The following is a 26,020-nucleotide window of genomic DNA, read 5'->3' as shown; positions in this document are numbered from 1 at the left end:
TGCTGTGTGCACGAACAGACGGGCATATCGGTGTGGATTTCTCTAGAGTTGAAGGGTCACCGGTCCAACCGGCTGGCCACGCCGCGCGCTGACTTTTCCAGCGTCTAATCAAAACCACGGAAAAACCAATGAAAACCGCTCTCCTTAAAGACGTGTCGCCTGTTTCAAACGAGCCAACTGGACTTCTTTTGCATCGGAATAGTGCACCGCTTGCGCTCAAGCACGAAATTCACCCGGAACAGATCCGGGATAGCCTGCCGGCCAGTCAGGGGGGAGTCGGCTTTCTGTTCCACGCGACCGATTGGGAAACCCTTTCATTTTCTTTTCACAACGTTCGCGAACGAAGCGAATCGTTCGAAGAGGAGTTGTGGAAAACCAGGCCTTTCATCGCATCGCCGATCTATTCGGGCGCGCAGGTGATCGGCGCGAATATCGCCTGCCCGGTGCCGCTCGAAATGTGGCTCGGCAGCCCGCGCGGCATCAAGCGCTTTCGCGAGACGCAATTCTTTCCGGCGCTCGAGCTCGCCCGAAAGGCGGGCTTGAACATGGTCGCGATGGGCGCGTCGACGCCCTACGCGTGCAACTACGGCGCGCTGCCCCGGCCGGTCAAGCCGCCTCACATCACGACGGGTCACGCGGCGACCGCGGCGATGCTGAAGGACTGGGCGATCCATTGCTGCGAACAGCTCGACCTCGAGCTCGGCAACACGAAGCTCGCGCTGTTCGGCGCGGCCGGCCGGCTCGGCACGACGGTCGCCAAGTATCTGCTCTACAAGGATGCGCCGAAGGAGCTGGTGCTGATCGATCTGCCCGACAAGATCAACCTGCTGATCGATCAGGCGAACGAGCTGCTCGCGTCGGACCTGCTCGGCAAATCGAAAGTATCGGTGCATACGTTCAGCCCGGACACGCCGCTGCCGGACTTCGACGGCGCGATTCTCGCGAGCAGCACGAGCGTGCCTTACCTGAGCGCCGCCGATCTCAAACGCGCGCAATTCTGGATCGACGACTCGCATCCGCGCGCGGCAAGCGTCGAAGCGGAACTCGCTTCTCGCGGTCATACGCTCTATATTGAATGCTTCGCGCGCGGGCCCGCCGGACTCGACACCGCGTTCCCGTTCAGGCTGCCATCCACCCGCGACTGCTATACCTGCTTCGCCGAAGGCTATTCGGCATGGCAGGAAGGTATCGCCTCCGATTTCATCATTGGCAGCCCGCCCGTGTGGTCGGTCTCTTATACTCATGGTCTCCTGAAGAAGTATGGCTTTTCGGTCGGGCCGTTTCACGGCAAGAACGGCGATTCGCTCGCCGAAGGCGTCGAATCACAGCAATTCAATACGCATGAAATGATGGGTTCCTAATGAACTCGGAGGCCTGATGGCGATACCGCGCGAAAGCATGCGGGATATGCTGGAACGAAGCAGGTTCGCAATTCGATGGGGAGGCGCACTCGGCCTCCTGTGTCACCCCATCTATTACGTCGTCTGGACCTACATTCTTCCGCAGTCTTACGACAACCTGCTGCTGCGGCTCAGCGCGGCGGCCGTCTGCGTTCCCCTGCTGTTCCAGGCGCGCTGGCCGAGGCGCTACAACCCCGCGCTGCTGATCTACTGGCATTGCTGTCTGATTTACGTGCTGCCGTTCGTCTGCACGTTCCTGACCGTCAGAAACGGTTTCTCCACGATGTGGATGATGACCGAGGTCATGATGATCTTCATTCTGGCGCTGTGTATCGACAACCCCCTGCTGCTGATAACCTGCATCGGTATTGGCGTGTTTTCCGGCGGGCTCGCCGGCGTGTGGAGCGCGCCGACGCCGGTCGTTCTCAGCGCGCAGGACAAGTCCAATCTCGCGTTGCTGCCGGTGGTCGTGCTGTGCAGCATGGCGTTCAGTCATGCGATCAGCAAGGGACGCATCTTCGTCGAAAAGAACCGCGCGTTGCAGGCGCTCGCGGGGTCCATCGCGCACGAGATGCGCAATCCGCTGAGCCAGTTGCGGCACGTGCTCGACCGCGTCGAGGAAGCGCTGCCCGCGGCGACCGAAGCGGGCGCGGCGCCGACGCTGACCGACGGCACAGCCTCGCTGATGTACAACCACCTCGCGCAGGGGCAATTGTCGATCGAGCGCGGCCTGCGCATCATCGCGATGACACTCGACGAAGTCGCCGCGAAATCGATCCGCCCGGATAGTCTCAGCTACCTCCACGCAGGCGCGACCACGCGCAAGGCGCTCGATGAATACGGCTTCGACAACGACAAGGAACGCGCGAAGGTGAGCGTCGTCGTCAGGCGCGACTTCGTGTTCAAGGTCGACGAGACGGTTTATCTGTTCACGTTGTTCAACCTGATCAAGAACGCGCTGCATCACATCGTCGCGTATCCGCAGGCGACGCTCACATTGACCGTCGACCGCGACTCGGTGATCGTACGCGATACCGGCCCCGGCATCGCGCCGGAGATCCTGCAGCATCTGTTCGAGCCGTTTCGCACGGCCGGCAACTCGGGCGGCACCGGGCTCGGGCTCGCGTACTGCCAGCGCGCGATGCGCGCGTTCGGCGGCAGCATCGACTGCGAATCGGGACTCGGCAAGTTCACCGCGTTCACGCTGCGCTTTCCACCGGTAGCGGCCGACGAGGTCGAGGAACACGAGCGGCGCCTGTTCGAACGCGCGATGCCGGCGTTCAAGGGCAAGCGCGTGCTCGTCGTCGACGACGACGACACGCTGCGCGCCCGCACCCGCCGCGTGCTGACGAAGGCCGGCGCCTATGTCAGCGAGGCGTCGGGCGGCGAGCTTGCGCTCGCCACGTTGCGGCGCGCGCCGCTCTACGATCTCGTGTTGATGGACATCAGCATGCCCGCGATGGACGGCTACACGACGACCGAGCGCATCCGCGCCGACAGAGACTGCCCGAACCGCAACGTGCTGATCGCCGCCTATACCGCCGAAACGGGCAACGCGGTGCGACTGCGCGCGCGGCGCGCCGGCATGGACGAGATCATCAGCAAGACGTCGAGTGTGCAGGAGCTGCTCACCGCGTTGCAGACCCTCTTCGACAACGGTGCGCATCGTCAGCCGGGCGAACTGCCCGATGTCTTCGCCGGCAGAACCTTTGTGATCGCCGACGACGACACCTACAGCCGGCTTGTCGCGAAGGCGTATCTGGAGCGCTGCGGCGCGAGCGTCGTCGAGGCCGACCACGGTCAGGCGGTGCTGACCAAACTGCACGAAGACGGCTTCATCGACGCGATCCTGATGGACGTGAACATGCCGGGCATGAACGGCATCGAGACGACGAAGTCGATTCGCGCGCGCACCGATGCCTACGCTACGCTGCCTATCGTTGCGCTGACCAGTCACACCGATGCCGAAGCGGTGCAGGCCTGCGTTGCCGCCGGGATGAACGAGGTGTTGATCAAGCCGGTGCAGGCCGGCTCGCTGTACGCATGTCTCGCGCGGCAGTTCGGCACACGCGGCGCGCTGGTTGCGGACGCTCCACAACGAATCACGGAAACCGCGGGCGGAGCCGCGCAAACGGATTTTGCGGCGACGCCGGTGGCATTGCCCCCCACTGCGAACGCGCCCGCGGCCGCCACCATCGCTGAAGAAAGCCTGCTCGACGAAGCGCACCTCAAGGAACTGGTCTCGCTCGATCTGCTTGACGAATCGTTCCTGAACGGCATCGAACAGATTCGCTCGCTCGTCGTGCGCCTCGCAAGCAACAGCGCGGCCGCCGATATCAAGGCGACGCACGCGAGCTTGCATGCGTTGCTTGGCGTCAGCGGCAACATCGGCGCGAAGGCACTGCATCGCTACGCGCGGCAGATCTATCCACGCGTGATCGCCGGTGAGTGGCCAGTGGAAACCGACTGGCACGCCCAGATCCGCGCGTTGAGCGCGCGCTCGACCCACGCCTTGCAGCGGTATTACGCGTCGGCGAAAGGCCGGCGCGATCATCGCGACGCACTGAGCGATTGAGAGGGCGGCCTCGGTCGCCCTCTTTGCAGCATTGAGTCAGAACTTGTGCAGCACGCCGACCGCAACAGCGAGCTGGTTCGCGCCGGTCTTCACGGTCGTCGTCGCGACCGAAGTCGCCCACCCCGTCGCACTCAGCGCGGCCTTCGAGCTGTTGATCACATACGTGATGTCGGTGTACAGCGCCGTGCGCTTCGACAGCCAGTAGTCCGCGTTGACACCGGTGCTCAATGCGTGCGCGTCGACCTGGCGATACGCGTGGTAGTAAGTCGCGGCTGCGAGGTCCAGCGCCGGCGCCACCCTGTAGCGCACGCCCGCGAACGCCATCGACTGCGGCGGCGATGCGGCGAGCGTCGACCGGACGTCGTTCAGCAGCAATTCGTAGCCGCCGTACAGCGTCGCCTTGCCGAACTGATACGAACCGCCGGCCACGTAGCGCCGCTCGCTGTCGCCCGATGACGCGATGGCCGAGCCTTGCCGCTGCTCGTACACGAACGTCAGATTCAGCGGCCCCTGCACATAGCGTCCGCCGATGTCGTACTGCTTGCCGACGCGGAACGAGCCCGCCACCGGCACGTTGTAGGTGACTGCGTCATAGCCGAGGCTGTAGAGCGCATTCAGCTCGAATGGTCCCACATGGCCGAGATACGACACCGCGTTATCCGCGCGACCGACGAACTGCGCGTCCTGCGCGGAAAGGCCGTAACTCGAATAACCGAGCGGGTCGAGCGCGAGGAAGTAGCGATACATCGGCGTCATCTGCCGGCCGAGCATCATCGCGCCGTAGCGGTCCGATTCGAGTCCGACGAACGCCTGCCGGCCGAACAGCCGCCCTCCTTGCTGCAGGGCACCCGTGCTCATCGACATGCCCGATTCGAGCGTGAAAATCGCCCGCAGTCCGCCGCCGAGATCTTCCCTGCCCGTAAAACCCCACCGCGAATTCAGCCGGTTGCCGGTGCCGAGAGCGACCTGCGTGCCCGACGATCCCTGCGACGTGACAGCGTGAGTCACGTATGTCACCCCCGAGTCGACGATGCCATACAGCGTGACCGACGACTGCGCATGCGCAGCGCCGCTGATGCCGATACCAATACCACATGCAAAAAGGACCTTCGACGGCCTGGCGAGAGGCTTGTGCTTCACCATGTGTCTCCTGCTGGAAAGTGAGTTGTTTTGTGATGCGGATTAGTTTTATCGTTCGACCTCTGTCGTCGCGGTAGCCGGCGCGGGGCCGCGTCGGCTACCGGAGAATCGGTCATTCGCGTGCGATGTGCGGGTTGACGAAGAACATCGCGATGACCGCGATAGCGGGTCCGATCGCGAGTGTGAGGAGCGCGAGCATGAACGAATGGCTCGCGCCATACAGCGAGCCGACCACCATCGGCGACACCGCGCTGCCGGACTGCCAGATAGCATTGGTCCAGCCGGCGCTCGCGCCCGCGAGACGCTTGCCCGATGCGTCGCTGACCTGAGCCATCAGCACCGGCAGATAGCCGAACGAGAACGCACCGAGAATCGGCGCGACCAGATAGAACTGATGCACCGTCGAGCAGTAGCCGAACACCAGCAGCGCGATCGCGAAGGCGATCAGGCAGCCGATCGACATCATCCGCCGCGACACACCAGGCAGGTCGGAGATCCAGCCGAGCGTCGGCTTCGCGATCACCGCGCCAATGCCGAACGAGGCGACGATCGATCCGGCGACGATCGGCGCGATGCCGTATTGGCGCGTCATCAGTGCGTTGCCCCATGCACCGAAGCCGACGGTCGCCCACAACCCGCCGCATCCCGCGATCGACAGCGCGATCAGGTTACGGTTGCGCAACAGGCCCAGCATTTCCTGAAGGCTGTTGCGCGCGGGCTTCGCTTCGTTCGAAGGCCGGTTCTTCAGCAGCAGCAACGTGACGATGCCCCACGCGAACGTGACGATGCCGAGCATATGGAATGCGTTCGACCAGCCGTGCCGCGCGGAAAACGACGGCACGACCGCATTCGCGATCACGACGGCGAGCGACGTCGCGGTCGTGTAGAGGCCCATTGCGCGGCCACGGTCGCGCGTGAACCATGCGGGAATGATCTTCATGCCGGCCGAGTAGTCGGCGCCGCCGCGAAACCCATCGCGGCCTGAATCACGATGCCGAATGCGAGCGAATGCGTATTGCCGAACGTGAACGTGAGCACGCCGAGCGGCAGCAGCGCAAGCGTGAGCATCGCGCGACCGCCGAGCAGATCGGTCAGCATGCCGCCAACCACGTTCGCGATCACATAACCCGCGTAAAACGCGGTGACGAACGCACCGAGCATCGACACGCCGATGCCGAGCGACGCGCCGACCGGCGCGGCCACCGTACTCCACGCGACGCGGACCACATAGCTGAGCAGAAACGCGGCCCAGACGATGAACAGCGCGACCCAGCGATACGGGCTCGTGTCGGCGCTACTCGCCGCCCCCGCCCCGTTCGCGGTCCAGACGCTCGCGGGCATACCCTCCGACGACGCCAGATTCTTCTCCATGACTCCTCCGATGCCGGGCGTGCCAGCGGCCGCCCGTTTTCTTTCTGATAGATGGCGCCTACCGCGCCTGGCGGCCGGGCCGGCGATTACGGTTACAGATCGAGCACGAGCACCCTCGACTTCGCGCGTGAACAGCACGGCAGGAACTGATCGTTGCGGGCCTGCTCTTCTGGCGACAGGAACAGGTCGCGGTGGTCAGGTTCGCCTTCGAGCACCCGCGTGACGCAGGTGCCGCAAATGCCCTGTTCGCACGACACCGGCACGTCGACGCCCGCCGCCGCGAGCGCCTGGGTGACCGTGCAATCGGCCGCAATCGACACGACGCGGCCCGAGCGCGCGAGCCGCACGTCGAACGACGCGCCATCACCCGACGGCTGCGCCGCCGCGAAGTATTCGTAATGCAGACGATCGTCACTCCAGCCGAGCGAGCGCGCCGTGTCGAGCACCGCGTTCATGAAGCCCTGCGGACCGCACACATATAGATGCCGGTCCGCGCCGGCGTCCGTCAGCAGTGCGTTCAGATCGAGCATGCCGTGCGCGTCGTCGAAGTGGTATTGCACGTTGTCCGGCCACGACGACGCGGCGATTCGCTCGACGAACGCCGCACGGCTCTTCGAGCGCGCGCAGTAGTGCATTTCGAACGCCGCGCCCATTGCCGCCAGTTGCTCCGCCATGCAGAGAATCGGCGTCACGCCAATGCCGCCCGCGAGCAATAGCGGCTTCGCGTCATGCCGGGCGAGCGGAAAGTGATTGCGTGGCACGCCGATGCGAATCGCGTCGCCTTCGCTCACCGCGTCGTGCATGCGCTGCGATCCGCCGCGCGAATCGGCGGCGCGCAACACCGCAATCTGATACCGGTGACGCTCGCGAGGCGCGTTGCACAGCGAGTACTGCCGCACCGGCCCGCCGGGCACATAGACGTCGATGTGCGCGCCCGCCTCGAACGGCGGCAGGTCGCGGCCGTCGATGTCGACGAACTCGAAGCCGGCAATCCCGTCGGCTTCGTCGTGTCTTGCGGCGACACGCACCATCAGCGTGGAATCGGTCATGTTCATGCCACCTCCTCCGCTCACATCGCCGACAGGCCGCCGTCGACCATCAGTGTCGTGCCGGTTATGTACGAAGCCTCGTCGCTCGCGAACCACAGGATCGGCCATGCGATCTCTTCGGGCGACGCCCAACGGCCGATCAACGACGTGTCCTGGCGTTGCGTCTTCAGCACTTCGACGCTTTTGCCCGATGCAATGGCCCGGTTCATGTGGAATTCGGTCAGCGTCGAACCCGGGCACACCGCGTTCACGCGCACGCCGTTCGCGGTCTCCTCGAACGCGAGTGTGCGGGTCATCGCGAGCATGCCGGCTTTGGTCGCGTCGTACAGGCCCATGCCCTTGCGGCCGGTCACCGCGTAGCACGACGACACGTTGACGATGCTTGCGCGGCCCGCGCGACGCAGGAACGGTAGCGCTGCCCTGCAATAGTTGGATGTGCCGACCAGATTGACCGACACCATCGCCTGCCACTCGGCCGGCGTCGCGTCGGCGAGCGCGCTGTAGTTGCGCATCGCCGCGTTGTTCACCAGCACGTCGAGCCGGCCGAACGAATCGGCGGCGAGTTGCGCCGCGCGCACCGCATCGGCGTCGTGCGACACGTCGGCCGCGAACGTCTCGACACGCGCGGATGGATCAGCCGCCTTCAGTTCCTCGGCGACGCGCGTGAGCGCCTCCGGGTTCGCATCGACGAGCACCACCGCGGCACCCTCTGCGCAGAACACGCGCGCGGTCGCGGCACCGATGCCGCCTCCGCCGCCGGTGATCAGCGCGACCTTGTCCTCGAGTCTTTTACGTTGCTGCATTGCATGCCGGCGCGCAGCCGGCCTCCTTTTGCGGAATGGGCAGAAGGTCCAGTCGGACCAGACGACGACACGCGGGGCCGGACCAGAGTCCGGCTCCGCCGTGCATCAGATCGAGTAGATCGGCTGGTCCTTGCCGTCGTGCAGATGGATCACCGCCCATTCCTGCGGCTTCTGATCGCGCGGCAGCAGCACGCCGGCAGCACGTACGCGCTGCTGGTCGGCGTCGATCGCGGGCGGATCGGTGTCGGGCACCAGCGCCGTTGCCGCCTCGTACATCATGCGGCGCGCCATCACGATCGCGCGGTCGGTCGGCAGCAGCTTTTCCTTGCTGTGATCCTGGATCGGACCCATGCTTTCCTGCAGCGACGCGTCCTGCATCGCGAAGCCGAACACGCCCGAGTACGCGCGCTTTTCCTTCTGAGCCTGGCGGTCGATCAGGTAGTCATTGTCCTTGTTCGCTTTCGGCCGAGGGTGTGTCAAAACGTGCTGCTTCGTAGTCGAGTGCGAAAGTCGACCCACCAGAACGCGCTGTATCGGCTTCGCGGCACGTGGGGAGGGGTAAAGCGACACTCGAAAACCTGGCAGTTTCGAGTTTTGACACACCCTCGGCCGGAACGTGCCACCCTCCTCGTACTCACAATGAATGCCCTTGCCGGCGTTCAGGTCGGCCAGTTCCTGCTCGTCGAGCGGACGGTCCGGGCGGAAGTTGATGCTCCACGCCCAGCAGGTGTGATCGTCGATCGGTACCCATACGTGGCCCGCGAGCGAGTGATCGCCGAACGGCGGGATCAGCGTGTACCACGGGAACAGCCACTGCGTGACGCGCCAGTAGTACGAATCCGGCTCGCCATTGCGGCGGCCGAACAGCGTGAGGCCGAACGGCTGCTTCTCGATCTCGAAGATCACGTTGCCGTCCGCCTTGATGTAGTCGAGTGCCTTCGTGCCCTGATGCATCGGGTCCTCGTCGACTTCGTAGCGGTGTACATACGACACGTGACTCGTGTCGATGCCGCCTTCCATCGCCTGCAGGTAGTTCGATTCCTGCAGCCGCTTCGAGACGAACACGTGGCTCTCCGGCAGATTGCACCACTCGAGATCCGGCGGCGCCGGCTGGCGGTCCTTCGGCCCCATGTACGCCCACACGATGCCCGCGCGTTCGATGCACGGATACGCGGTGATGCCCATGTGCTTGCACGCCTGCGGCGCGGACGGCACTTCCACGCAGTTGCCGTTGCGGTCGAATTTCAGACCGTGATACGAGCAGCGGATGCCGTTCTCTTCATTGCGGCCGAAGTACAGCGACACGCCGCGGTGCGAGCAGAACTCATCGATCAGCGCCGGCTGGCCGTCGGAATCGCGAAAAGCGAGCAACTTTTCGCCGAGGATCTGCACGCGCACCGGCGGGCAATCAGGCTCTGCGATTTCGCTGGCGAGGAGCACCGGCACCCAGTAGCGGCGCATCAGATTGCCCATCGCCGTGCCTGGGCCAGTGCGAACCAGAGTTTCCGACATGTTCTTGTCCATCATTCCTCCGAATCCGGTTGTCCGTTGTGTGAGAATAGCGTCTCATTGTACGGACAGATTGATCGACGTCAAGTTCTTGCGGCTAGGGACTTTCACTACAATGTGCAATCGACGCGGACCGCCGCAGAAAGGAAATTTCAAATGGAAGAAAAAAAACCGCACGAAAATGTGCGGGCAGTCGAACGGGCGCTAGAAATTCTTCTGGCGTTCCGGCCCGGGGACAAAGAATTGACCGTCGCGGAGCTGCTGACCCGCGTGGACCTGAGCCGACCGACGCTGTACCGCCTGCTGAATACGCTCGAACAGAACGGCTTTCTCGCCTCGTCGGGCGAGCCGCAACGCTTCAGACTCGGCAGTTCGGTCGCGCAACTCGCGCACGCGTGGATGGCGAACAATACGATCGCGCAGCTCGCGCAGCCGATGCTGCGTGAGCTTTGGGAAGCGACATCGGAGACGGTCGCGTTGTTCGTGCCGGAGGGGACGTACCGGATCTGCGTGGCCGAACTGGAAAGTCCGCAGCCGCTGAGTTTCCGGCGCGGGGTCGGCTATCGCGAGAAGCTCGTGCTCGGCGCGAGCGGCCGCACGATTCTTTCGCAGATGCCGCTGTCGGAGGACGATCTGCGGCGCTATCTGACCGATCCGGATCAGGACGTCGCGGCGCTAGCCGCCGATCTCGACGCGGTCCGCGCACGAGGCTTCGGCACCAGCCATCACGAGCTGATCGCCGGCGCAGTCGCGGTAGCCGCGCCGTTCTTCAACGGCGCGAACCAGGTGGCAGGCTCGGTGTGCATCTTCGGGCCGAGCGTGCGCGTAACCGATGAGCGCGTCGCGCAGTTCGCGGAGTTGCTCAAGCGCGAGGTGGGCAATCTGTCGCGTGCGCTTGGGCATCAAGGGGAAACTGGACGGCCGCCGGGTACGGCACGTCGGTGAAATCGGCCTCAAAGGCGCTGGCCAACGCCGGGAGCGTCGTCAGAAAGGTCGACGCTTTGCTCAGGCTCCCGCTGATTCAGGGCGGAAGCCGAAACCTCACCCCTCTGGCTGTGCGTTTGTCACGCGCCCCGCGAGCGCCGTGCGCCAAGGACCGGACGGCATTATGTTCGGCATAGCCATTGCCGCTGCGATGCCGGCATAAGCGTTATTGGCGACATCGTTGATAGCCTGGTTTGCCTCGGTTAAACAGCTGGTCGCTAGAATTTTTGACCGGCTGTACGCCCTGTGCGCCATCGGACACGCGCACGATACGGGCAACCGCGCCCGTCGTGATCCGTCCGAATGGCGAGACACAGCAGAATCATCTCCGATGAGCAATGAGACGCTTCTCTACCCTCCAAAGCGGGCGCGATGCCCGGCGTTCTCGTCTTTGCCGTCATGCTCATCTACGTTACTGCCCGACGAATTCTGTTGACTTCGTCAATGCGACAATCTCCGCATCGTCTCGCTCCTCAAACCGAGGAGCCCCCCGGCTTTCCAGATCGATTCGGTGTGCCTTCAGCATTCGACGCCATCCTTGTCGTCGGAATATCGACGGGCAATGCCGCGAGTTTCTCGCGCAGAGCGCCCATCGCGCTGTCGAACGCGATTCGCTGAATGGTAGTGAGCGGCATGGCGCCAGTTCGGCTCGTCACAGATATTGGATCGATCGGTTGATTATTCTTGCGCACCTCAAAATGCAGGTGAGCTCCGGTGGCCGTCCCAGTGGCGCCTACCGCGCCGAGCGGTTGCCCTTCCGTCACCGGCGCGCCTACGCGCAAATCACGCGCAAAGGCCGACAGGTGAGCATAGAACGTCGTATAGCCTTGCGGATGACGGAGCACGACGATCTTGCCGTATCCGCTTCGGATGCCAACGAACTGCACGGTTCCCGAGGCAGCCGCGACAACCGGGGTCCCCTTCGGGGCGGCAAAGTCCACACCTGTGTGCATCAGGTGCCTGCCCGTGACCGGATGGGTTCGGTAACCGAATCGCGAACTTACCCGAACGTAATCAAGCGGCATCGAGAATGGCTCAGCGGCAAGCCGCCGTCCGTCAAATGAATAGTAGTCTCCGCCAGTTTGCCCCGGCGGGATAAACCACATGGCCTGATAGATCTCACCGCGCGACCGGAGTTCGACGGCCGTTAGATGCTCGCGCTGTATGGTTGTCTCGTCGCGCACGTAGAGAACATGGTAAGTGTCGTCCTTGTGCGCGGGCGCAGCGAGGTCGAGCCGGGAGGCAAAAATACGCACGATCTGCTCCCGTATTTCGACCGGCACGCTGGCCCGCTCCAAGGTGTCGAGCAAGCTACCCTCGATGCGTCCCGCGTATGCACCACTGTAAGATTCCGACATGACAAAAGGTCGAGCGTCAGATAGCTGACTATTCCCGGTTTCAGTAACCAATTTGTCAGTAGCCGGCGCAGCCATCTCCAAGGTCAAGGTCGGTTGGGATGCGCTGGATTTGTTCGCGCGACTGACTATCTCGGATACGATCACCCACGCGGACACACTCAGCACCGCAACCACACCGCACAGCAACACGGCGCGCACCAGAGATTCAAATCGGGAATGCACCAAATGACTCACTTTGGTGGAAATGGCCTGAGCGCTTGCGCGGGCATGACGTAAATAGGACAATCGCATCACTTCAATACCTCACAGTCGGAACAAGAGGGGCCGTGGGCATGAATGACGTTGCTCGAAACGTACCGGAAACCTGACTGACAGAAGGCTCCCCTTCGCGCTACACAACCCAGTAGGAAGAACCTCTAGGCTATGGATTGCGGTTAGCCACGAATATCAGCCCGATCCGATTTTTGAGATAACCGGCGCCAGCGCAAGAGAAGTGGCGCCGAGAATTCGGACAGGTCGGTAAGTGGAAAAGCTGGGACGTGAGTCGGTCATAATGGCCGGCAACAAGGAACCAGAAGATGACGAAACGCAACCGACGGACACACTCACCGGCGTTCAAGACAAATGTGGCACTCGCGGCGCTCAAGGGCGACAAGACGCTGGACGAGCTGGCCCAACAGTTTGATGTGCATCCGAACCAGACCACGGACTGGAAGAAGCAACTGCAGGAGCGTGTTGCCGAAGTGTTCGAGACGGGCCAGACATCGGCCGAGCCCCCGGTCGATGTGAAGGTGTTGCACGCGAAGATCGGGCAATTGACTCGGGGTTCACTCCGCAAGGCCATCATGTCTTGGAAAGCGCGCTCGGCAAGGCGGGATTGCTGAGTGTAAAGCGATGATTGATCGCGAGCACGCATTGCCGGTGAGCCGGCAGGTGCGGCTGGTGGGCATTGCCCGTTCAAGCGCCTACTACCAGCCACACCCGGTCAGCGAGGCCGATCAGAAGCTGATGCGGCGGCTCGATGAATTGCATCTGGGGAGTTCCCGTTTGCCGGTGCACGAATGTTGGTTCGCCTGCTCAAACGTGAAGCTATCAGGGTCGGGCGCAAACCCGTCGGCACTCTGATGAAGCGCATGGGCATTGAGGCGCTGTACTGCAAGCCGAACACGAGCCGCCGTCATGCGAAGCACGAGATCTGGCCTTATCTGTTGCGGGGCATGACGATCAATCGGGCAAACCAGGTCTGGGCACTGGATACGAGCTATATCCCCGATGGCGCGCGGCTTCGTCTATCTGACCGCCGTGGTGGACTGGGCCAGCCGAAAGGTACTGGCCCACCGCGTGGCGATTACGATGGAAGCGATGCACGCTGTCGAGGCGTTGGAAGAAGCGTTTGCGAAATACGGGCGACCTGAAATCGTCAACACCGACCAGGGCAGCCAGTTCACCGCGACAGCGTTCACCGACGCCGGGGGTGTCCGGAATTTTGTGTAAACGGGTTGAGGTTTAACCCGGCACTAGCCGCTCTTCGAACTGGATTGTGAAGCGGTTCAGGGCCGCTTTCCAGTCGCGGATAGGCATCGTCCACTTCTTGCTGATGTTGTTCAGCGCCAGGTAAAACAGCTTGGTCACGGCCTCATCGGTCGGAAACGAGCTGCGGGTCTTGATTACTTTGCGCAGACTCATGTTGATCGATTCTATGGCATTCGTGGTGTAAATCACCTTCCTGATTTCCGGCGGGTAATCGAAGAACGGAATCACGCGTGCCCAGTTGCGCCGCCAGCTCTGCCCGATGGAAGGGTAGTCCTTGTCCCACCTGGCCTCGAAGACGCCGAGCATCTGCTCGGCCAGCTCTACGGTCGATGAAGTGTAGATCGTCTTCAGATCGGCGGCGACTTCCTGCTGTATTTTCCACGGCACGAAGTTCAGGCTGTTGCGCACCATATGCACGATGCACAGTTGCACGGCCGCCTTCGGATAGACCGCTTCAATGGCTTCAGGGAAACCTTTGAGCCCGTCGACGCAGGCGATAAAAATGTCCTGCACGCCGCGCGTCTTCAGCTCAGTGACCACCTGCAACCAGAACTTGGCACCCTCGGTCTGGGCAATCCACAGTCCCAGAACCTCCTTGTGACCGGTCATGTTCACGCCGATGGCCAGGTACACTGCCTTGGTGCGCACCGCGCCGCTGTCGCGCACCTTGACGTGGATGCAGTCGAGATAGACGATCGGGTAAAGCGCATCGAGCGCACGGCCTTGCCAGACCTTCACCTCCTCGCTGACGGCGTCGGTGACCGCCGAGATGAGCGTGGGCGAGACCTCCGTGCCGTACATTTCTTCCAGGTGCCCCTGGATCTCGCGCACGCTCAGGCCACGCGCATACAGCGAAATGATCTTGTCGTCGAAGCCCGTCCAGCGCGTCTGATGGCGCTCCACCAGCTTCGGCTCGAACGCCCCCTGACGGTCGCGCGGGATGTTGAGCGGCAACTCGCCAAATTCCCCCTGCAGCGTCTTGGCGCTATGCCCATTCCGGGTGTTGCCAGTGGCATTAGTCACCGCTTCGCTCTTGCCATGGCCCAGGTGCTCGGACATCTCCGTCTCAAGCGCTCGCTCCACCAGCATCTTCGTGAGCTGCTTGAGCAACCCGTTCTCGCCTATCAGATCTTCCGGCTTCTGGTAGTTCGCCAGCAGGCTGTCTGCCAGCTTGACGAGTTCAGGATCGGGTTTTTCTCTTTTGTTGCGTTTCGCTACGGTCATCTGTGCTCCTGTTGCTGACAGTTTCCTGCCAAATGACCGTTTACACAAAAATTTTTACACCCTCCCGACGCCGTGCTCGGCAGGGGCATCCGCCTGTCCATGGATGGCAAAGGCGCCTGGCGCGACAACGTATTCGTCGAACGCGTGTGGCGCAGCGTGAAATATGAAGAGGTGTATCTGAAAGTCTATGAATCAGTCAGCCATGCACGCCGCTCCATCGGCGATTACCTGAACCTTTACAACCAGAAACGGCCCCATTCAAGTCTGTCCGACCAGACCCCGGATGAGGCATACTTCGCGACGCTGCCAGCGATCAAATCGGCAGCTTGATGACCCCGGCGCTTCCACTTATAAATTCGATCTGACTGTCCGAACCAACGGCGCCACTTCTTAGGCGGTGACTGAGATAGACACCAAAGTAATGTCCACCATTCCGATTTGATGGGCACTACTTTGTCACAATCTGAAGAGAAGAAGCCGGGTACCCGCATGGGGCGCCCGGACGGCGACATACGACGAGGTTCTTCTTCAGTGCCATCTCCGGCGACATCGAACGCGGTTACTAGCCTGCGCTCAGTTCCTGCTGTCGCCGCAATCGCGCGTCTTCCTCAAGACGTGTCGCTTCGATCTCCTGCAGCACACCATCGAGGTCGACAACTCGCGTGTCAACTTCGATGTGGCCTGTCAATACGGCATCGACATGCAGTCGGCCTGCTTCAAACAGCGTCCAGATCTCCGTGCCATAGCTCGCGGTGAGTATTTCCGGTGCGAACCGTCCGAAGTACGCGGCCAGGTTGTCGACGTCACGCTTGAGTATCGCAGCCGCGTCGTTGTTGCCGGCTGCGTCAACGGCTTGAGGCAGATCAATAATCACCGGCCCATCCGCTGCCAGCAGGATGTTGTATTCCGACAGGTCGCCGTGAATCACGCCCGCACAGAGCATTCGGACAACCTGGTTGAGCAGAAGCGCGTGCAGTTCCAGGGCGCGCGCTTCGGTCAGATCGACGTCGTTCAGGCGCGGCGCGACGTCACCCAACCCGTCGACCACCAGTTCCATCAGCAACACGCCATCGGTACAGATATAGGGTTGCGGCACGCGCACGCCTGCGCCGGCGAGCCGGAACAGCGCGTCGACTTCTGCGTTTTGCCATGAGGCTTCCTGCATCTGACGGCCGTAGCGCGTCCCTTTTTCCATCGCACGCGCCTGCCGGCTGTTCTTGACCTTGCGGCCGTCCCGATACGACGCGGCCTGCCGAAAGCTGCGCTGCTTCGCGTCCTTGTAGACCTTTGCACAACGCGTCGAGTTGCCGCTGCGCACGACGTAGACTGTTGCCTCCTTGCCGCTCATCAACTGGCCGATGACTTCGTCGATGAGGCCTTCTTCGAGAAGCGGCGCAAGCCGTTTGGGCATTTTCATACGACCGCCAGGTGCGGCTCGCGGGGCGTGTACTCCACGTGCGTGGATGACGAATAGCCCGCTGATGTATGTGCGATGAACGAACCGATGAATCGGGTGCCCAGTGGCCCCGCTCGTAAGCTTGCTGCGTGGGAAATGGATGGAGTCATGCCGGATTATAAGCGAGGGCGAGGACGAGGCGGCGCAAATCTTCCGGCGCAGATGCATTGCCGCCGCGGCTCCAAGGCGCTCGCCGCTTGCCGCGGCGGACCGCCCTCGACCCGGAACAGACGTTTGAGCCGGTGCTATGTTAAAGGCAGCTTCTAGCGGTACAACGGTCATCGACTTCATCCTCGATACCGCGAGTCGCTGAGGCCGCCCCGCATTCATTAACGCCGACCCCTATCAACTTCGGCTTTCCAGTCGAGCAGCAATTCGGCGACGCGTTTGGAATGCTCCGGATTTGCACCCAGATCCATTCTCTCAGTCGCGACGTTGTCGAGGCACGCGGCGATTGAGGACGCGTCCGTTCCCTCCTGCAACATTGCGAAAACTTTGGGCAGATACCTGACATATTCGTCGCGCGCCGCTGCACTGGTTGCGATGCCAATCGGGTCCCATACGTAGTGCAAAACCTCATCCACTCGCCTGTATAGCGCCAACTCGTTGTCGGTCAATTTTTGTCCCATTGCTTCTTTCCTTGCGCCTGCGTCCGGTTATCAACAGACCTGCACGGGAATTGTCGACGATCCAGATCGTGAAGTCGACCGTCCGATCCTGGCCGACGGAAGCCAGTCCATAGGCGGAATCGCCTATACCTCGGTTGCGACTGGCTGGCGAGGAATTCTGTAAACCACAGACTTGTACTTTGGCGTCGCGCGGCTTTCCACAATGACGCCGCCTAGCGATTCGGCAATGCGCCGGCTGGGACGGTTCTCTTCGGCAACCGGATAGGTAAAGCTTTCACAACCAATGGTTCGCGTTGCCCAGTGTGCAACAAGGGTCACAGCTTCACAACCAAACCCATTTCGATGACGATCTTCACGAATCCAGATACCGAGTTCCGGGCTCTCGGTGCGTACGCGGTGAAGCCCGGCTAACCCAAGGAAACTCCCGTCGGCGCGTTGACGTATCGCGAACACATAGTCTGACCCATCGTCAATCGACGGTACCCAGGACCGCCAAACACCATCAAAATCCTGACGGGATGCAGGCGGCTCCCACGCCATGTGACGGGTGAGCGAAGGGGTGATGAACGAGAACGCAGCATCCGCGTCGTTGGCCGAGAACGGTTTGATCAAGAGCCGGGTTGATTCAATTTGGATTTCTGTCGGCCGCAGCATCATCTCAGTCTTCCGTCGAGGTTTGTCTATATTCACCGATTGTCGACGAATCAGAAACGTGTGTCGAATGTCTCATCCTGGCCGCGCTGCGTCTCACGACCGCGCTCAACCATCGTCTTCGGGGGGTGTCTCATGCGAAAGGCATGATGCGACCTTGAAGGGACTTTGGCGTCTCCCCATAACAGCCGTTCGTAGGAATGCATCTGCGGAGCACATTGACGAGTGACGGGAAGCATCCGCCGTTTTGCGTTATCCGCAGTCATGCCATACTTCGAGGGTCATTGACCTCGCGATAAACACAATCCATATGGCTGCACCCGGAAGCCTTCACCACCTCGAAATCAACGTTTTATCGCTCGAAACGTCGCTGCGATTCTGGATACCGTTTACTCGAACAGTTCGAATATAGCGAACATCAGGTCTGGGCCGGCGGCAGAAGCTACATACGCGACAGCACTTACCTCGTGTTCACGCAAGTCGAAAAGGTCGATGGCGCTTACGACAGAAGGAACGTCGGTTTGAACCACCTTGCATTCCATGCGGCGTCTCAAACGCAAGTCGATGAAATAACGCGATGGGTGAAGTCAAATGGATATCGCGTGCTCTATGAGGATCGTCATCCTTTCGCCGGCGGCCCCCAGCACTATGCCCTCTACTGTGAAGACCCCGACCGGATGAAGGTCGAAATTGTCGCCCCAGCCGGCTGGACTTCCAATGCTGGCGATGCCGCTCGAACGACCGACTCCGGCCGACCCTGAGGCGCCTCTTGATCTTCTCGAAAGGCGCCCGTTCAGAATGGCCGAACCGTTGAAATCCGCAGCTACGTCTGGGTACATCAATCTCGACTTTTCAGATATGGATCTTCGACACTATGACTGAACAACAACGAATCGGCCTGGAAATCAGACGACTATCGCCAACGGAATGGGCGCTGGCCTACCCCGGTCGTCGTCCAACTCAGTACCCTTGACGAACCCGAATTTCTCGACCGGGTTCGGCGGCAATCGCTTTCTGGCTATGAGCTGGTCGCAGCATTCCGCGGTGAGAGGATTATCGGAGTGATCGGGATGCGGCCTGTCCATACATTAGCTCGTGGGCCGCACCTGCATATCGATGATCTGGTAGTGGACGCAACCGCGCGAGGAAGCGGCGCCGGCCGACAGTTAGTGAATTTCGCAGAAGCCGAAACCCATGCTCGCGGTATGAACGCAATATTTCTTGATGAGCGCCCAGATGCCGTCCGATTCTGTGAACGAGAGCGCTATGAATGAGCTGCGTCCTCCGTCAAAAGCTGTCTCTCGCGCAGGGACGTCCGCGTGATTCCTGGTGCTGATCGGACGTTCGGCGAAGTGTCAAAAAGTCTCTTCCGACAAGCCGGGCTACACAAAGCGGTTCGCCGGCGCGTACGGCTCGAAGTATCGATCCATCACGCCGATGCACGCATTCAGGCTATGACCGGCGCATGAATGGCAATGTAGGCGTTTCATGTCTCACCAGCCCGCCCCGCGCCCTCATCCAAACCGAACACAATAAGCAGGCGGCAAATGCGCTGAAATCAAATGCCAGCTTTCGCCGCCGTCGTCGGATGTCCATAGCGCGCCGGTGGTCGACGCCATTGCGAGGCGCGTGCCGGAGTCATCTACAGCGAGCCCGTGCCGATACACGAGGTCATACGCCGGTGCAGGCGGCAACCCGTTCGAGAAATGCTCGAACGTGCGGCCGCCGTCGCGTGTGCGCGTGACGACGAACTGGCCGTCCACCGGGATCCGGCACTGGTCTTTCACGGCGGGCACAAACCACGCGGTGTCCGGCTCGCGCGGATGCACGGCAACCGCGAAGCCGAAGCTCGATGGCTGCGCTTCGATCCGCTGCCAGTGCGCCGCGCCGTCGGTCGAGCGGAAGATCGCGCAGTGATGCTGCGTCCACAGCGCATCCGGGTTTGCCGCGCATTGCACGACGCGGTGCGGGTCTTGCACGTTGGCATCGCCGCGCCGCTCCGGCGGCATGTAGTCGGCCTCCATGCCCTCGGCACTCACGCGCCAGGTCGCACCGCCGTCGGCGGTTTGCCAGACGCCGCCACACGACACGCCGATCGTCACGTGCCGGCTGTCGCGCGGATCGACCATCACGGAATGGATGCCCGGCGCGTCGTAGCCGCCTCCGAACCATTCTCGGCGCTCCGGGCGATCCCACAGCGCACGGTTGAGCACCCATGTGTCGCCGCCATCGTCGGAACGGAAGAGCCCGCCGGGAATCGTGCCGGCCCACAGGACGCCCGGCTCGTCCGGGCCGCCGGTTTCGAGCGACCAGATTTGCTGGAGCGTCCAGGGAGGGGCCGGCGGGCTGGGCACGGCCGCGCTCGCATTGTCCGCGGTCGTGTCCGCGCCGTCACCGGTATGCGTCTCGTCGGCAGGCTGCGGCGGGTAGACGGGGACCGCGCACTCTTCCCAATCCTCTATGCCCGCGCGCCGGCGATGCAGCTTCACGCCGAAGTGGCCGAGATTGAGCGCGGCATACAGCGAACCGTCGCGCGGATCAGGCAGCACCATGCTCACCGGCTCGCCGACGAAATACGGCTCACCGAGCGTCCAGCCGCCCTCGCCGTCGGCTTGCAGAACGAACAATCCCTTGCGGGTTGCAACAAACAATCGATCGCTCATGTGGAGTGTCTCCTGTCGACCAAAGTTGGCGCTTTAGCGCTTACTCTGGTCCCATGCAAAGCTCGAGTAAGAGTGGAACCTTCTTATCCGCCCGACAACGCCTGTATGACGTAAACCCGGCTTTCCTCGCCGAGCGCATCGGACAGATGTTGTCGGTCGCGCACCGGCCGGCCGTCGACAAACACGGCGAGATGCCTTCGCAGTGAGCCCTGATCGTCAAGGATGTAGCCGCGCAGTCGAGGTTGCGCGGCGAAGACGGACTCCAGTGCTTCGCCGAGCGTGCGCGCGTCGATCTCGCGCTCGGGCGTTGCGATATGCCGTTGAATCGAAGCAGCGAAAAAGATATGCGCCATGGCGGGGTAGCCGAGCGGGAATGGCCTGTTCGTCGATTCTCAGTTTAGACGATCCGCCGGGTGCTTCGGGGCATCGCCATACAACAGACGACAGGTTGCGCCACCGAAGCGGCCGCCCGAAATTCGGGAGGTCCATGCCGTTTGCATGAGACGGTGATCGGCCGAGGGTGTGTCAAAACTCGAAACTGCCAGGTTTTCGAGTGTCGCTTTACCCCTCCCCACGTGCCGCGAAGCCGATACAGCGCGTTCTGGTGGGTCGACTTTCGCACTCGACTACGAAGCAGCACGTTTTGACACACCCTCGGCCACAAACGGACAGTGCCGAGCATGAAACCAATGTCCGCAGCCCGCGCGATTCCGGTCACAGGATCACTCGATTGCCACCGGGCAACTGTAGTTGACGCGGCTGTTTGCCATCAGGTGACGAGCCGATGGTCTGGAGATGAAATAGGACTCGCATGGGCCATGCACACCACCAGAAGGCTTCGCCCACGGTGGCGGCTTGGAGACGCGAGCGAGTCGCGCCATTTCTCTCGTTTAGTCGTGCGCCTACGCATACGTCCACCCCCTTTTATGCGCTGGCGCGATCTTTCATATCTAGCGGACGCAATGGTTAGAGGCGGGCACCACCCGTCGCGTCGATCACCTGTCCCGTAGTCCAGCGTGCCTCATTCGATGCAAGGAAGGCGATGACGTCAGCCACATCGGCAGGTTGACCCACTCGCGAGAACACCGACATGGCCTCTGCGCCGGCACGCGCCTCCGGTACGGTTATCCACGCCGCATTCATGTCAGTTTCCGTCACACCCGGCATGACCGCATTTACCGTGATACCGCGAGGACCGAATTCTGGGGCAAGCGCCAGTGTAAGGGTTTCAAGGGCACCTTTCGACGCGGCGTAGGCGGGATGTGTTGGAGCGGCGACACGCGTAAAACCTGTCGAAACGTTGATGATTCGTCCATCGTCGCGGATGTGATCGGCAACAGCCTGGATCAAAAAGAACGGTGCCTTGAAGTTGACCGTCAGGATCTCGTCGAAGACGGACTCACTGGTCTGAGACATGGGAATCGCCGGTGCCACGCCAGCATTGTTGACTAGAATGTCAAGCCGAGGCTCGCCCGTGGCGGCAATCGCGGCTGCCTTGAATTGCTCCCAGATACTGTCCGTTGCTTCCTTCCCGCGACTCAAGTCCGCTTTGATGGCGACGGCTTTTGATCCGAGGGCCTCGATCTCGCGGATGGTCGCGTGAGCAGCATCCGCGTTGCTGGCGTAGTGCACGCCGATGAGCGCGGCTCCTTCTCTCGCGAAGGCCAGTGCCACAGCACGGCCGATACCACGCGAGCTTCCCGTTATGAGGGCCACCTTGCTTGAAAATTTTCCAAACATCAATCTCTCCTTTTCGGTTGAATTGAATAGTGAACGTTACAATAATGGTGCTGGAAACCCCCTGTCAATGATTTTTATAGTATTCAATATAAAATGAGCGAACCCGCCCGAAAACGTGGCAGACCGAGGTTGCTGGACCGCGATGTGGGGCTTGATGTCGCCGCGCGGCTGTTCTGGGAGCATGGATACGAGGGAACCTCGATAGCCGACCTGACCCTGGCCATGGGTATCCCGCCGCCGTCCCTCTACGCAACGTTCGGCTCGAAGGAGGACCTTTACAGACAGGCGCTCGACCATATCAGCGAGCGTGAGAACAAGCGGTGGCTGGAAGCGCTGCAAGGAAACATGCCGGCCTACGATGCGATAGCGTTCTACCTGCACGACGCCGCAGCACGCTTTACCGACCCGGGAAGGCCGCGCGGCTGCATGATTTCGACTGCTGTTCTTCAACATGCCGAAAAGAGCGAATCTGTCGCCCAGACGGTCGCCGCGCGGCGGGAGCTTGGGCTACAGGCCATCAAGGCACGCTTCGACCGTGCCGTCGCCGAGGGCGAGCTTGCCCCTGAGACCGACACCGAAGCTCTCGCACGCTTTTATTGCGCAGTTGTGCAAGGCATGTCGGCGCAAGCCTGTGACCGTGCATGCAGGGCCACACTGAAGCGGCTGGCTGATATTGCGTTGTCGGCATGGCCTTGGCCTCAAGGTCATCGCCGGAACCCGGTTCCGTAAGTGCATTGGTTTTCACCAAAGACGACACGGCTGTACCGCTGGGGTTCGGCCACAAGGAGTCAAGCGAGATCGATACGCGAACGACTTGGATAGCGTCAAGCAGGAAGTCCGGTTTACCGACAAACATCTTGGCCGGCCGCATTGACTCATCGGAATTGCAACTCGCGCTGACCTGTTGCCTCACGTAGTTTGCTACCCGTCGGATTGTCCGGCGGGAGCGGCACGAGGTGACGAGGCAAATCAGCATGACGACACGCAAGGAGTTGGTGGCAGCATTGCAATTGCGGTATGGCAGCGCGACGTTCGGTGACCGGATCAGGATTCTCGATGAGTTCGTGGCTCTGACCGGGTATCACCGCAAGCACGCCATTCGGCTGCTACGGGAAGAACCCGGCGCGGCAAAGGGGACACGCGAGCGCAACCGGCTATACGACGAAGCGGTACGCCAGGCGCTGACGGTGCTCTGGGAAGCAGCCGACAGGGTTTGCGGCAAGCGACTGAAGGCGTTGATCCCGAAGCTGGTTGATGCCATGGAGCGGCATGGTCATCTCGACCTGGATCCGGTCGTCAAGGCCAAACTCCTTCAGGTCAGCGCGGCGACCATCGATCGCATGCTGGCCAATGCGCGTGCGCACATTGATGGGCAGCGCAAACGGCGCACGGGGGTGGGCTCGGCCATCCGGCGCAGCATTCCAGTGCGTACCTTCGCCGACTGGCGCGATCCACCACCGGGCTTCTTCGAGATCGACATGGTCGAACACTGCGGCGGTTCGAAGATAGACGGTGAGTTCGTCCACACCCTCACGCTGACTGATATCGCCAGCGGCTGGACAGAATGTGTGGCCATGCGGGTACGCAACCAGATGTTGGTGATTGAAGGATTTGAGAAAGCGGCTGCCGATCTGCCATTCGCGATGCTTGGAGTGGACTCGGATAATGACAGTGCGTTCATGAACCAAAGCGTCCTCGACTACTGCAAGGGCCGCGGTCTTGTGCAGACGCGCTCGAGGGCCTACAAGAAGAACGATCAGGCCTGGGTGGAGCAGAAGAACGGCGCCGTCGTGCGGCGGCTGGTCGGTTATGGCCGGCTGAGCAGTGTCGATGCCAGGAACGCGCTGGCGCAGCTGTACGCGTCATCACGGCTATACATTAACTTCTTCCAGCCTTCGTTCAAGCTGAAGTCCAAGACGCGTGACGGTGCGCGCGTACACAAGGTCTATCTAGCGCCGGCGACGCCGTGCGATCGGCTTCTGGCACACGACAGCGTTGAACCCGCTATCAAGGAAAAGCTGAAGGCACAGTTCAAAGGCCTTGATCCTGTGCGGCTGCTGCAGGAGATGCGAACGGCACAGCAAACATTGAGCGAGTTCGCGGCCCACGGCGTGCGTGCTGAAGCCGCGCCGGCGGGCGACTCAGACGTCGCCGTCTTCCTCGCAGGCCTTTCTTCCGCATGGAAGGAAGGTGAGACACGTCCAACGCACCGAAAACAACCCAAGGCAAAGCACTGGTGGAGAAGTCGGGTGGATCCGTTCGCCGACGCGTGGCCGCTAATCGAAGGATGGCTGATTGCAGAGCCCTCGGTGCCGGCCAACGTATTGATGGATCGGTTGGCCGCGATGTTTCCAGAAGCGTACGCAAGTCAGGCACAACTAAGAACGCTACAGCGTCGGGTCAAGGCGTGGCGCGCAGAGCGCGTAAAAGAACTTATTCTGGGCGGCCTGCGAAAGTCCGCTGATGCGCCAGCCGAAGTGTAAGTTGCGCAAAAGTTGAAAGTCGCCGGGGGCCGCGCGCTCCGCGCCCGGCAAACCACGAAAGAAGAAAAAAAAGAAAGCGAAAACGACAACAATCCGCCGAGTAACATTCCTTCGTGAGGCAACACGACCGGACGTAGTCATTGTCGCCGCCCAAACGACTGCCTTCGCGCGCATGCCGGACCTTAGAAAGAGGTCGCAAAATGTCCGCAACGGGTCGGGAGTGTGAGTTCGCGATGCCGGAAGCTGTCGCCCGGCTGCTCGGCGCCGCTACCGTCGGCAATCCATCACATTGCCGACGTAGAATCCAGCCCGCCCCAAGGTCGGCATTGGCCGAACTGCTGTCTCTGAGGCGCCGTCATGAACGATCGGACCATCTTGTTATCTGCGCTTGAACTCCCAACTGCGCGACCGGCGGCAATGCGGTCTAGAAGACCCATTCGGCGATAACGATAACTTGTTCAACCGAAGGTAGCCAGCCACCCCCGTGTGTCTACGGTGAGTTCGGGATGCGGCGCGACATACGGCAAGCCATGATCGGCAGTCTGAGCGACGCCCGGACCCGCATCGGAAATCGCTCTCGTGGAAACCACAGAGTTTCATCCTGCCGACAGATATCGGCGCTTCGAGTCCGGGCACGACAGCCTTCAGGGCTTGCATTGAGCCATCCGGCGCGGACGGCGGATCGACACGCAGCCATGGCCCCAGCGTATTGCGGGCGCACTGCTGGCAAACGTCAACGCTCATATGGGCGCTGTCGTGAAAAACCCGGGCCAAAGCAGCCACGCCAGTCGGGCGACACGTTTTCGTACCACTCCCACTGGTCGTCATCGGCGTCATGCGCCGGCCGCAGCGGGAGCATGTGCAGGCCGCGACCTACCGCACTGTCCTGTCCCGGTATTTGCGCATGACCTACCCCTTTCCCCAGTCCGACTTTTCCCAGACCGGCGGCACCAGACCAAGCTGCTTCGCAATGTCGACCGGCAGGCGCAACTGCACCGTGCCCGGGCCGCGCTCCATGTTGCCGAGCATCGTGATTTCGGCGGCTACTCCGTTGAGCTCGAGATACACGACGTCGTCCGGCTGAGGAATCTCGGTGTAGAAATCCCAGCCGGGCTGATCACCCTCTTTCGCCTGATACCTGATGTGGTTCCTGGTACTTGTGAATCCCTGTCCCTTTTGCGAGCGTTTAGCCGATGCCCTAATTGTCGGTGGCCAATCGATGCAGATACTGGATGCGGTCAGCGGCGTCACTGACAGCCGCCTCTCATTTCACTGTTCATCATGCGATCCCGGTTGGCCAGAAATGTTCGCGAGGTGCTCCGGCCTTATCCCTTCTTCCCGATGGAGCAGCCGATCTGAATGCGGCCATGACAGACTCGAGTCGATAACCGCAATATGCTCCAGGGAGCGCCATTGTCGCAATCTACGATGCCCGGCGTATATGGTGTATGG

General features: G+C 61.6%; 22 protein-coding genes and 2 pseudogenes. 9 read left to right on the top strand and 15 right to left on the bottom strand.

Going from position 1 to position 26,020, the window contains the following annotated elements; all coding sequences use genetic code 11:
* Positions 1-128 precede the first annotated feature (128 nt).
* Positions 129-1,361, top strand: coding sequence for a hypothetical protein (locus OKW28_RS14440; RefSeq protein WP_429446531.1), 1,233 nt, complete (start codon positions 129-131; stop codon positions 1,359-1,361).
* Positions 1,362-1,377: 16 nt separating this feature from the next.
* Positions 1,378-3,975 carry a response regulator gene (locus OKW28_RS14435; protein ID WP_429446529.1) on the top strand — a complete coding sequence of 866 codons (2,598 nt, stop codon included), beginning with the start codon at positions 1,378-1,380 and terminating at the stop codon, positions 3,973-3,975.
* Positions 3,976-4,011: 36 nt separating this feature from the next.
* On the opposite strand, the gene OKW28_RS14430 is transcribed toward OKW28_RS14435, so the two are convergent.
* From OKW28_RS14430 to OKW28_RS14405, 6 genes are all read right to left on the bottom strand, one after another.
* Positions 4,012-5,118, bottom strand: a complete 1,107-nt coding sequence (locus OKW28_RS14430; RefSeq protein WP_429446527.1) for a porin — start codon at positions 5,116-5,118, stop codon at positions 4,012-4,014.
* Between the two features lie 109 nt (positions 5,119-5,227).
* Positions 5,228-6,055, bottom strand: a complete 828-nt coding sequence (locus OKW28_RS14425) for an MFS transporter (protein ID WP_429446525.1) — start codon at positions 6,053-6,055, stop codon at positions 5,228-5,230.
* Positions 6,052-6,486, bottom strand: a complete 435-nt coding sequence (locus tag OKW28_RS14420) for a hypothetical protein (RefSeq protein WP_429446523.1) — start codon at positions 6,484-6,486, stop codon at positions 6,052-6,054. The genes OKW28_RS14425 and OKW28_RS14420 overlap by 4 nt, the downstream gene beginning before the upstream one ends.
* 92 nt (positions 6,487-6,578) lie before the next feature.
* A complete protein-coding gene (locus tag OKW28_RS14415; RefSeq protein ID WP_429446521.1) occupies positions 6,579-7,541 on the bottom strand; it encodes a PDR/VanB family oxidoreductase in 963 nt (320 codons plus the stop codon).
* A gap of 14 nt (positions 7,542-7,555) precedes the next feature.
* The gene (locus OKW28_RS14410) at positions 7,556-8,338 is read right to left on the bottom strand and encodes an SDR family NAD(P)-dependent oxidoreductase (protein ID WP_429446519.1); all 783 of its coding nucleotides are present in this window, start codon (positions 8,336-8,338) and stop codon (positions 7,556-7,558) included.
* 105 nt (positions 8,339-8,443) lie between these two features.
* Positions 8,444-9,862 carry an aromatic ring-hydroxylating dioxygenase subunit alpha gene (locus tag OKW28_RS14405; protein ID WP_429446970.1) on the bottom strand — a complete coding sequence of 473 codons (1,419 nt, stop codon included), beginning with the start codon at positions 9,860-9,862 and terminating at the stop codon, positions 8,444-8,446.
* Between the two features lie 141 nt (positions 9,863-10,003).
* Here OKW28_RS14405 and OKW28_RS14400 point away from each other — a divergent pair, with 141 nt between their 5' ends.
* Positions 10,004-10,792, top strand: coding sequence for an IclR family transcriptional regulator (locus OKW28_RS14400; protein ID WP_429446517.1), 789 nt, complete (start codon positions 10,004-10,006; stop codon positions 10,790-10,792).
* A gap of 512 nt (positions 10,793-11,304) precedes the next feature.
* On the opposite strand, the gene OKW28_RS14395 is transcribed toward OKW28_RS14400, so the two are convergent.
* Positions 11,305-12,480, bottom strand: coding sequence for a M23 family metallopeptidase (locus tag OKW28_RS14395; RefSeq protein ID WP_429446515.1), 1,176 nt, complete (start codon positions 12,478-12,480; stop codon positions 11,305-11,307).
* A gap of 287 nt (positions 12,481-12,767) precedes the next feature.
* Between OKW28_RS14395 and OKW28_RS14390 the strand changes: the two are divergent.
* Positions 12,768-13,656: pseudogene (locus OKW28_RS14390) on the top strand (IS3 family transposase); the annotation flags it as partial.
* Between the two features lie 39 nt (positions 13,657-13,695).
* Here the strand turns inward: OKW28_RS14390 and OKW28_RS14385 are convergent.
* Positions 13,696-14,946, bottom strand: coding sequence for an IS256 family transposase (locus OKW28_RS14385; RefSeq protein ID WP_184073972.1), 1,251 nt, complete (start codon positions 14,944-14,946; stop codon positions 13,696-13,698).
* 84 nt (positions 14,947-15,030) lie between these two features.
* Here OKW28_RS14385 and OKW28_RS14380 point away from each other — a divergent pair.
* Positions 15,031-15,276, top strand: a pseudogene (locus tag OKW28_RS14380) (integrase core domain-containing protein); the annotation flags it as partial.
* A 232-nt stretch (positions 15,277-15,508) separates the two neighbouring features.
* Here OKW28_RS14380 and OKW28_RS14375 read toward each other — a convergent pair.
* The 3 genes from OKW28_RS14375 to OKW28_RS14365 form a co-directional block, all read right to left on the bottom strand.
* On the bottom strand, positions 15,509-16,363 hold the full coding sequence (locus OKW28_RS14375) for a PA4780 family RIO1-like protein kinase (RefSeq protein ID WP_429446968.1): 855 nt from the start codon (positions 16,361-16,363) through the stop codon (positions 15,509-15,511).
* 368 nt (positions 16,364-16,731) lie between these two features.
* Entirely contained in the window at positions 16,732-17,031 is a 300-nt protein-coding gene (locus OKW28_RS14370; RefSeq protein ID WP_429446514.1) for a hypothetical protein, read from the bottom strand.
* A gap of 123 nt (positions 17,032-17,154) precedes the next feature.
* On the bottom strand, positions 17,155-17,688 hold the full coding sequence (locus OKW28_RS14365; RefSeq protein ID WP_429446513.1) for a GNAT family N-acetyltransferase: 534 nt from the start codon (positions 17,686-17,688) through the stop codon (positions 17,155-17,157).
* A 302-nt stretch (positions 17,689-17,990) separates the two neighbouring features.
* Between OKW28_RS14365 and OKW28_RS14360 the strand changes: the two genes are divergently transcribed.
* Both OKW28_RS14360 and OKW28_RS14355 read left to right on the top strand, forming a co-directional pair.
* Complete coding sequence (locus OKW28_RS14360; protein ID WP_429446966.1) at positions 17,991-18,443, top strand: VOC family protein; 453 nt, start codon at positions 17,991-17,993, stop codon at positions 18,441-18,443.
* 117 nt (positions 18,444-18,560) lie between these two features.
* Positions 18,561-18,956 carry a GNAT family N-acetyltransferase gene (locus OKW28_RS14355; protein ID WP_429446964.1) on the top strand — a complete coding sequence of 132 codons (396 nt, stop codon included), beginning with the start codon at positions 18,561-18,563 and terminating at the stop codon, positions 18,954-18,956.
* Between the two features lie 240 nt (positions 18,957-19,196).
* Here OKW28_RS14355 and OKW28_RS14350 read toward each other — a convergent pair whose 3' ends face one another.
* The 3 genes from OKW28_RS14350 to OKW28_RS14340 all read right to left on the bottom strand — a co-directional run bounded on the left by OKW28_RS14350 (position 19,197) and on the right by OKW28_RS14340 (position 22,085).
* Positions 19,197-20,345 (bottom strand): WD40/YVTN/BNR-like repeat-containing protein, encoded by a 1,149-nt coding sequence (locus OKW28_RS14350; protein ID WP_429446511.1) that lies wholly within the window; start codon positions 20,343-20,345, stop codon positions 19,197-19,199.
* Between the two features lie 83 nt (positions 20,346-20,428).
* Positions 20,429-20,698, bottom strand: coding sequence for a MoaD/ThiS family protein (locus OKW28_RS14345; protein ID WP_429446510.1), 270 nt, complete (start codon positions 20,696-20,698; stop codon positions 20,429-20,431).
* A gap of 613 nt (positions 20,699-21,311) precedes the next feature.
* Entirely contained in the window at positions 21,312-22,085 is a 774-nt protein-coding gene (locus tag OKW28_RS14340) for an SDR family oxidoreductase (protein WP_429446509.1), read from the bottom strand.
* A gap of 93 nt (positions 22,086-22,178) precedes the next feature.
* Here OKW28_RS14340 and OKW28_RS14335 point away from each other — a divergent pair, with 93 nt between their 5' ends.
* Together OKW28_RS14335 and OKW28_RS14330 are read left to right on the top strand one after the other, a co-directional pair.
* The gene (locus tag OKW28_RS14335) at positions 22,179-22,814 is read left to right on the top strand and encodes a TetR/AcrR family transcriptional regulator (protein ID WP_429446507.1); all 636 of its coding nucleotides are present in this window, start codon (positions 22,179-22,181) and stop codon (positions 22,812-22,814) included.
* 245 nt (positions 22,815-23,059) lie between these two features.
* The gene (locus OKW28_RS14330) at positions 23,060-24,568 is read left to right on the top strand and encodes an integrase catalytic domain-containing protein (RefSeq protein ID WP_429445184.1); all 1,509 of its coding nucleotides are present in this window, start codon (positions 23,060-23,062) and stop codon (positions 24,566-24,568) included.
* 909 nt (positions 24,569-25,477) lie between these two features.
* Here OKW28_RS14330 and OKW28_RS14325 read toward each other — a convergent pair.
* On the bottom strand, positions 25,478-25,819 hold the full coding sequence (locus OKW28_RS14325; RefSeq protein WP_429446506.1) for a hypothetical protein: 342 nt from the start codon (positions 25,817-25,819) through the stop codon (positions 25,478-25,480).
* Positions 25,820-26,020 lie beyond the last annotated feature (201 nt).

The sequence above is a fragment of the Paraburkholderia sp. 40 genome (assembly GCF_050434105.1).
Taxonomy (GTDB): Bacteria; Pseudomonadota; Gammaproteobacteria; order Burkholderiales; family Burkholderiaceae; genus Paraburkholderia; species Paraburkholderia tuberum.
This window is presented reverse-complemented; position numbering and strand designations above follow the sequence as displayed.

Bases quoted from the DNA above. Each gene is read 5' to 3' on its own strand.
- OKW28_RS14440 (WP_429446531.1), top strand. From the start codon at position 129: ATGAAAACCGCTCTCCTTAAAGACGTGTCGCCTGTTTCAAACGAGCCA.
- OKW28_RS14435 (WP_429446529.1), top strand. From the start codon at position 1,378: ATGGCGATACCGCGCGAAAGCATGCGGGATATGCTGGAACGAAGCAGG.
- OKW28_RS14430 (WP_429446527.1), bottom strand. From the start codon at position 5,118: ATGGTGAAGCACAAGCCTCTCGCCAGGCCGTCGAAGGTCCTTTTTGCA.
- OKW28_RS14425 (WP_429446525.1), bottom strand. From the start codon at position 6,055: ATGAAGATCATTCCCGCATGGTTCACGCGCGACCGTGGCCGCGCAATG.
- OKW28_RS14420 (WP_429446523.1), bottom strand. From the start codon at position 6,486: ATGGAGAAGAATCTGGCGTCGTCGGAGGGTATGCCCGCGAGCGTCTGG.
- OKW28_RS14415 (WP_429446521.1), bottom strand. From the start codon at position 7,541: ATGAACATGACCGATTCCACGCTGATGGTGCGTGTCGCCGCAAGACAC.
- OKW28_RS14410 (WP_429446519.1), bottom strand. From the start codon at position 8,338: ATGCAGCAACGTAAAAGACTCGAGGACAAGGTCGCGCTGATCACCGGC.
- OKW28_RS14405 (WP_429446970.1), bottom strand. From the start codon at position 9,862: ATGGACAAGAACATGTCGGAAACTCTGGTTCGCACTGGCCCAGGCACG.
- OKW28_RS14400 (WP_429446517.1), top strand. From the start codon at position 10,004: ATGGAAGAAAAAAAACCGCACGAAAATGTGCGGGCAGTCGAACGGGCG.
- OKW28_RS14395 (WP_429446515.1), bottom strand. From the start codon at position 12,480: ATGCGATTGTCCTATTTACGTCATGCCCGCGCAAGCGCTCAGGCCATT.
- OKW28_RS14385 (WP_184073972.1), bottom strand. From the start codon at position 14,946: ATGACCGTAGCGAAACGCAACAAAAGAGAAAAACCCGATCCTGAACTC.
- OKW28_RS14375 (WP_429446968.1), bottom strand. From the start codon at position 16,363: ATGAAAATGCCCAAACGGCTTGCGCCGCTTCTCGAAGAAGGCCTCATC.
- OKW28_RS14370 (WP_429446514.1), bottom strand. From the start codon at position 17,031: ATGGGACAAAAATTGACCGACAACGAGTTGGCGCTATACAGGCGAGTG.
- OKW28_RS14365 (WP_429446513.1), bottom strand. From the start codon at position 17,688: ATGATGCTGCGGCCGACAGAAATCCAAATTGAATCAACCCGGCTCTTG.
- OKW28_RS14350 (WP_429446511.1), bottom strand. From the start codon at position 20,345: ATGAGCGATCGATTGTTTGTTGCAACCCGCAAGGGATTGTTCGTTCTG.
- OKW28_RS14345 (WP_429446510.1), bottom strand. From the start codon at position 20,698: ATGGCGCATATCTTTTTCGCTGCTTCGATTCAACGGCATATCGCAACG.
- OKW28_RS14340 (WP_429446509.1), bottom strand. From the start codon at position 22,085: ATGTTTGGAAAATTTTCAAGCAAGGTGGCCCTCATAACGGGAAGCTCG.
- OKW28_RS14335 (WP_429446507.1), top strand. From the start codon at position 22,179: ATGAGCGAACCCGCCCGAAAACGTGGCAGACCGAGGTTGCTGGACCGC.
- OKW28_RS14330 (WP_429445184.1), top strand. From the start codon at position 23,060: ATGACGACACGCAAGGAGTTGGTGGCAGCATTGCAATTGCGGTATGGC.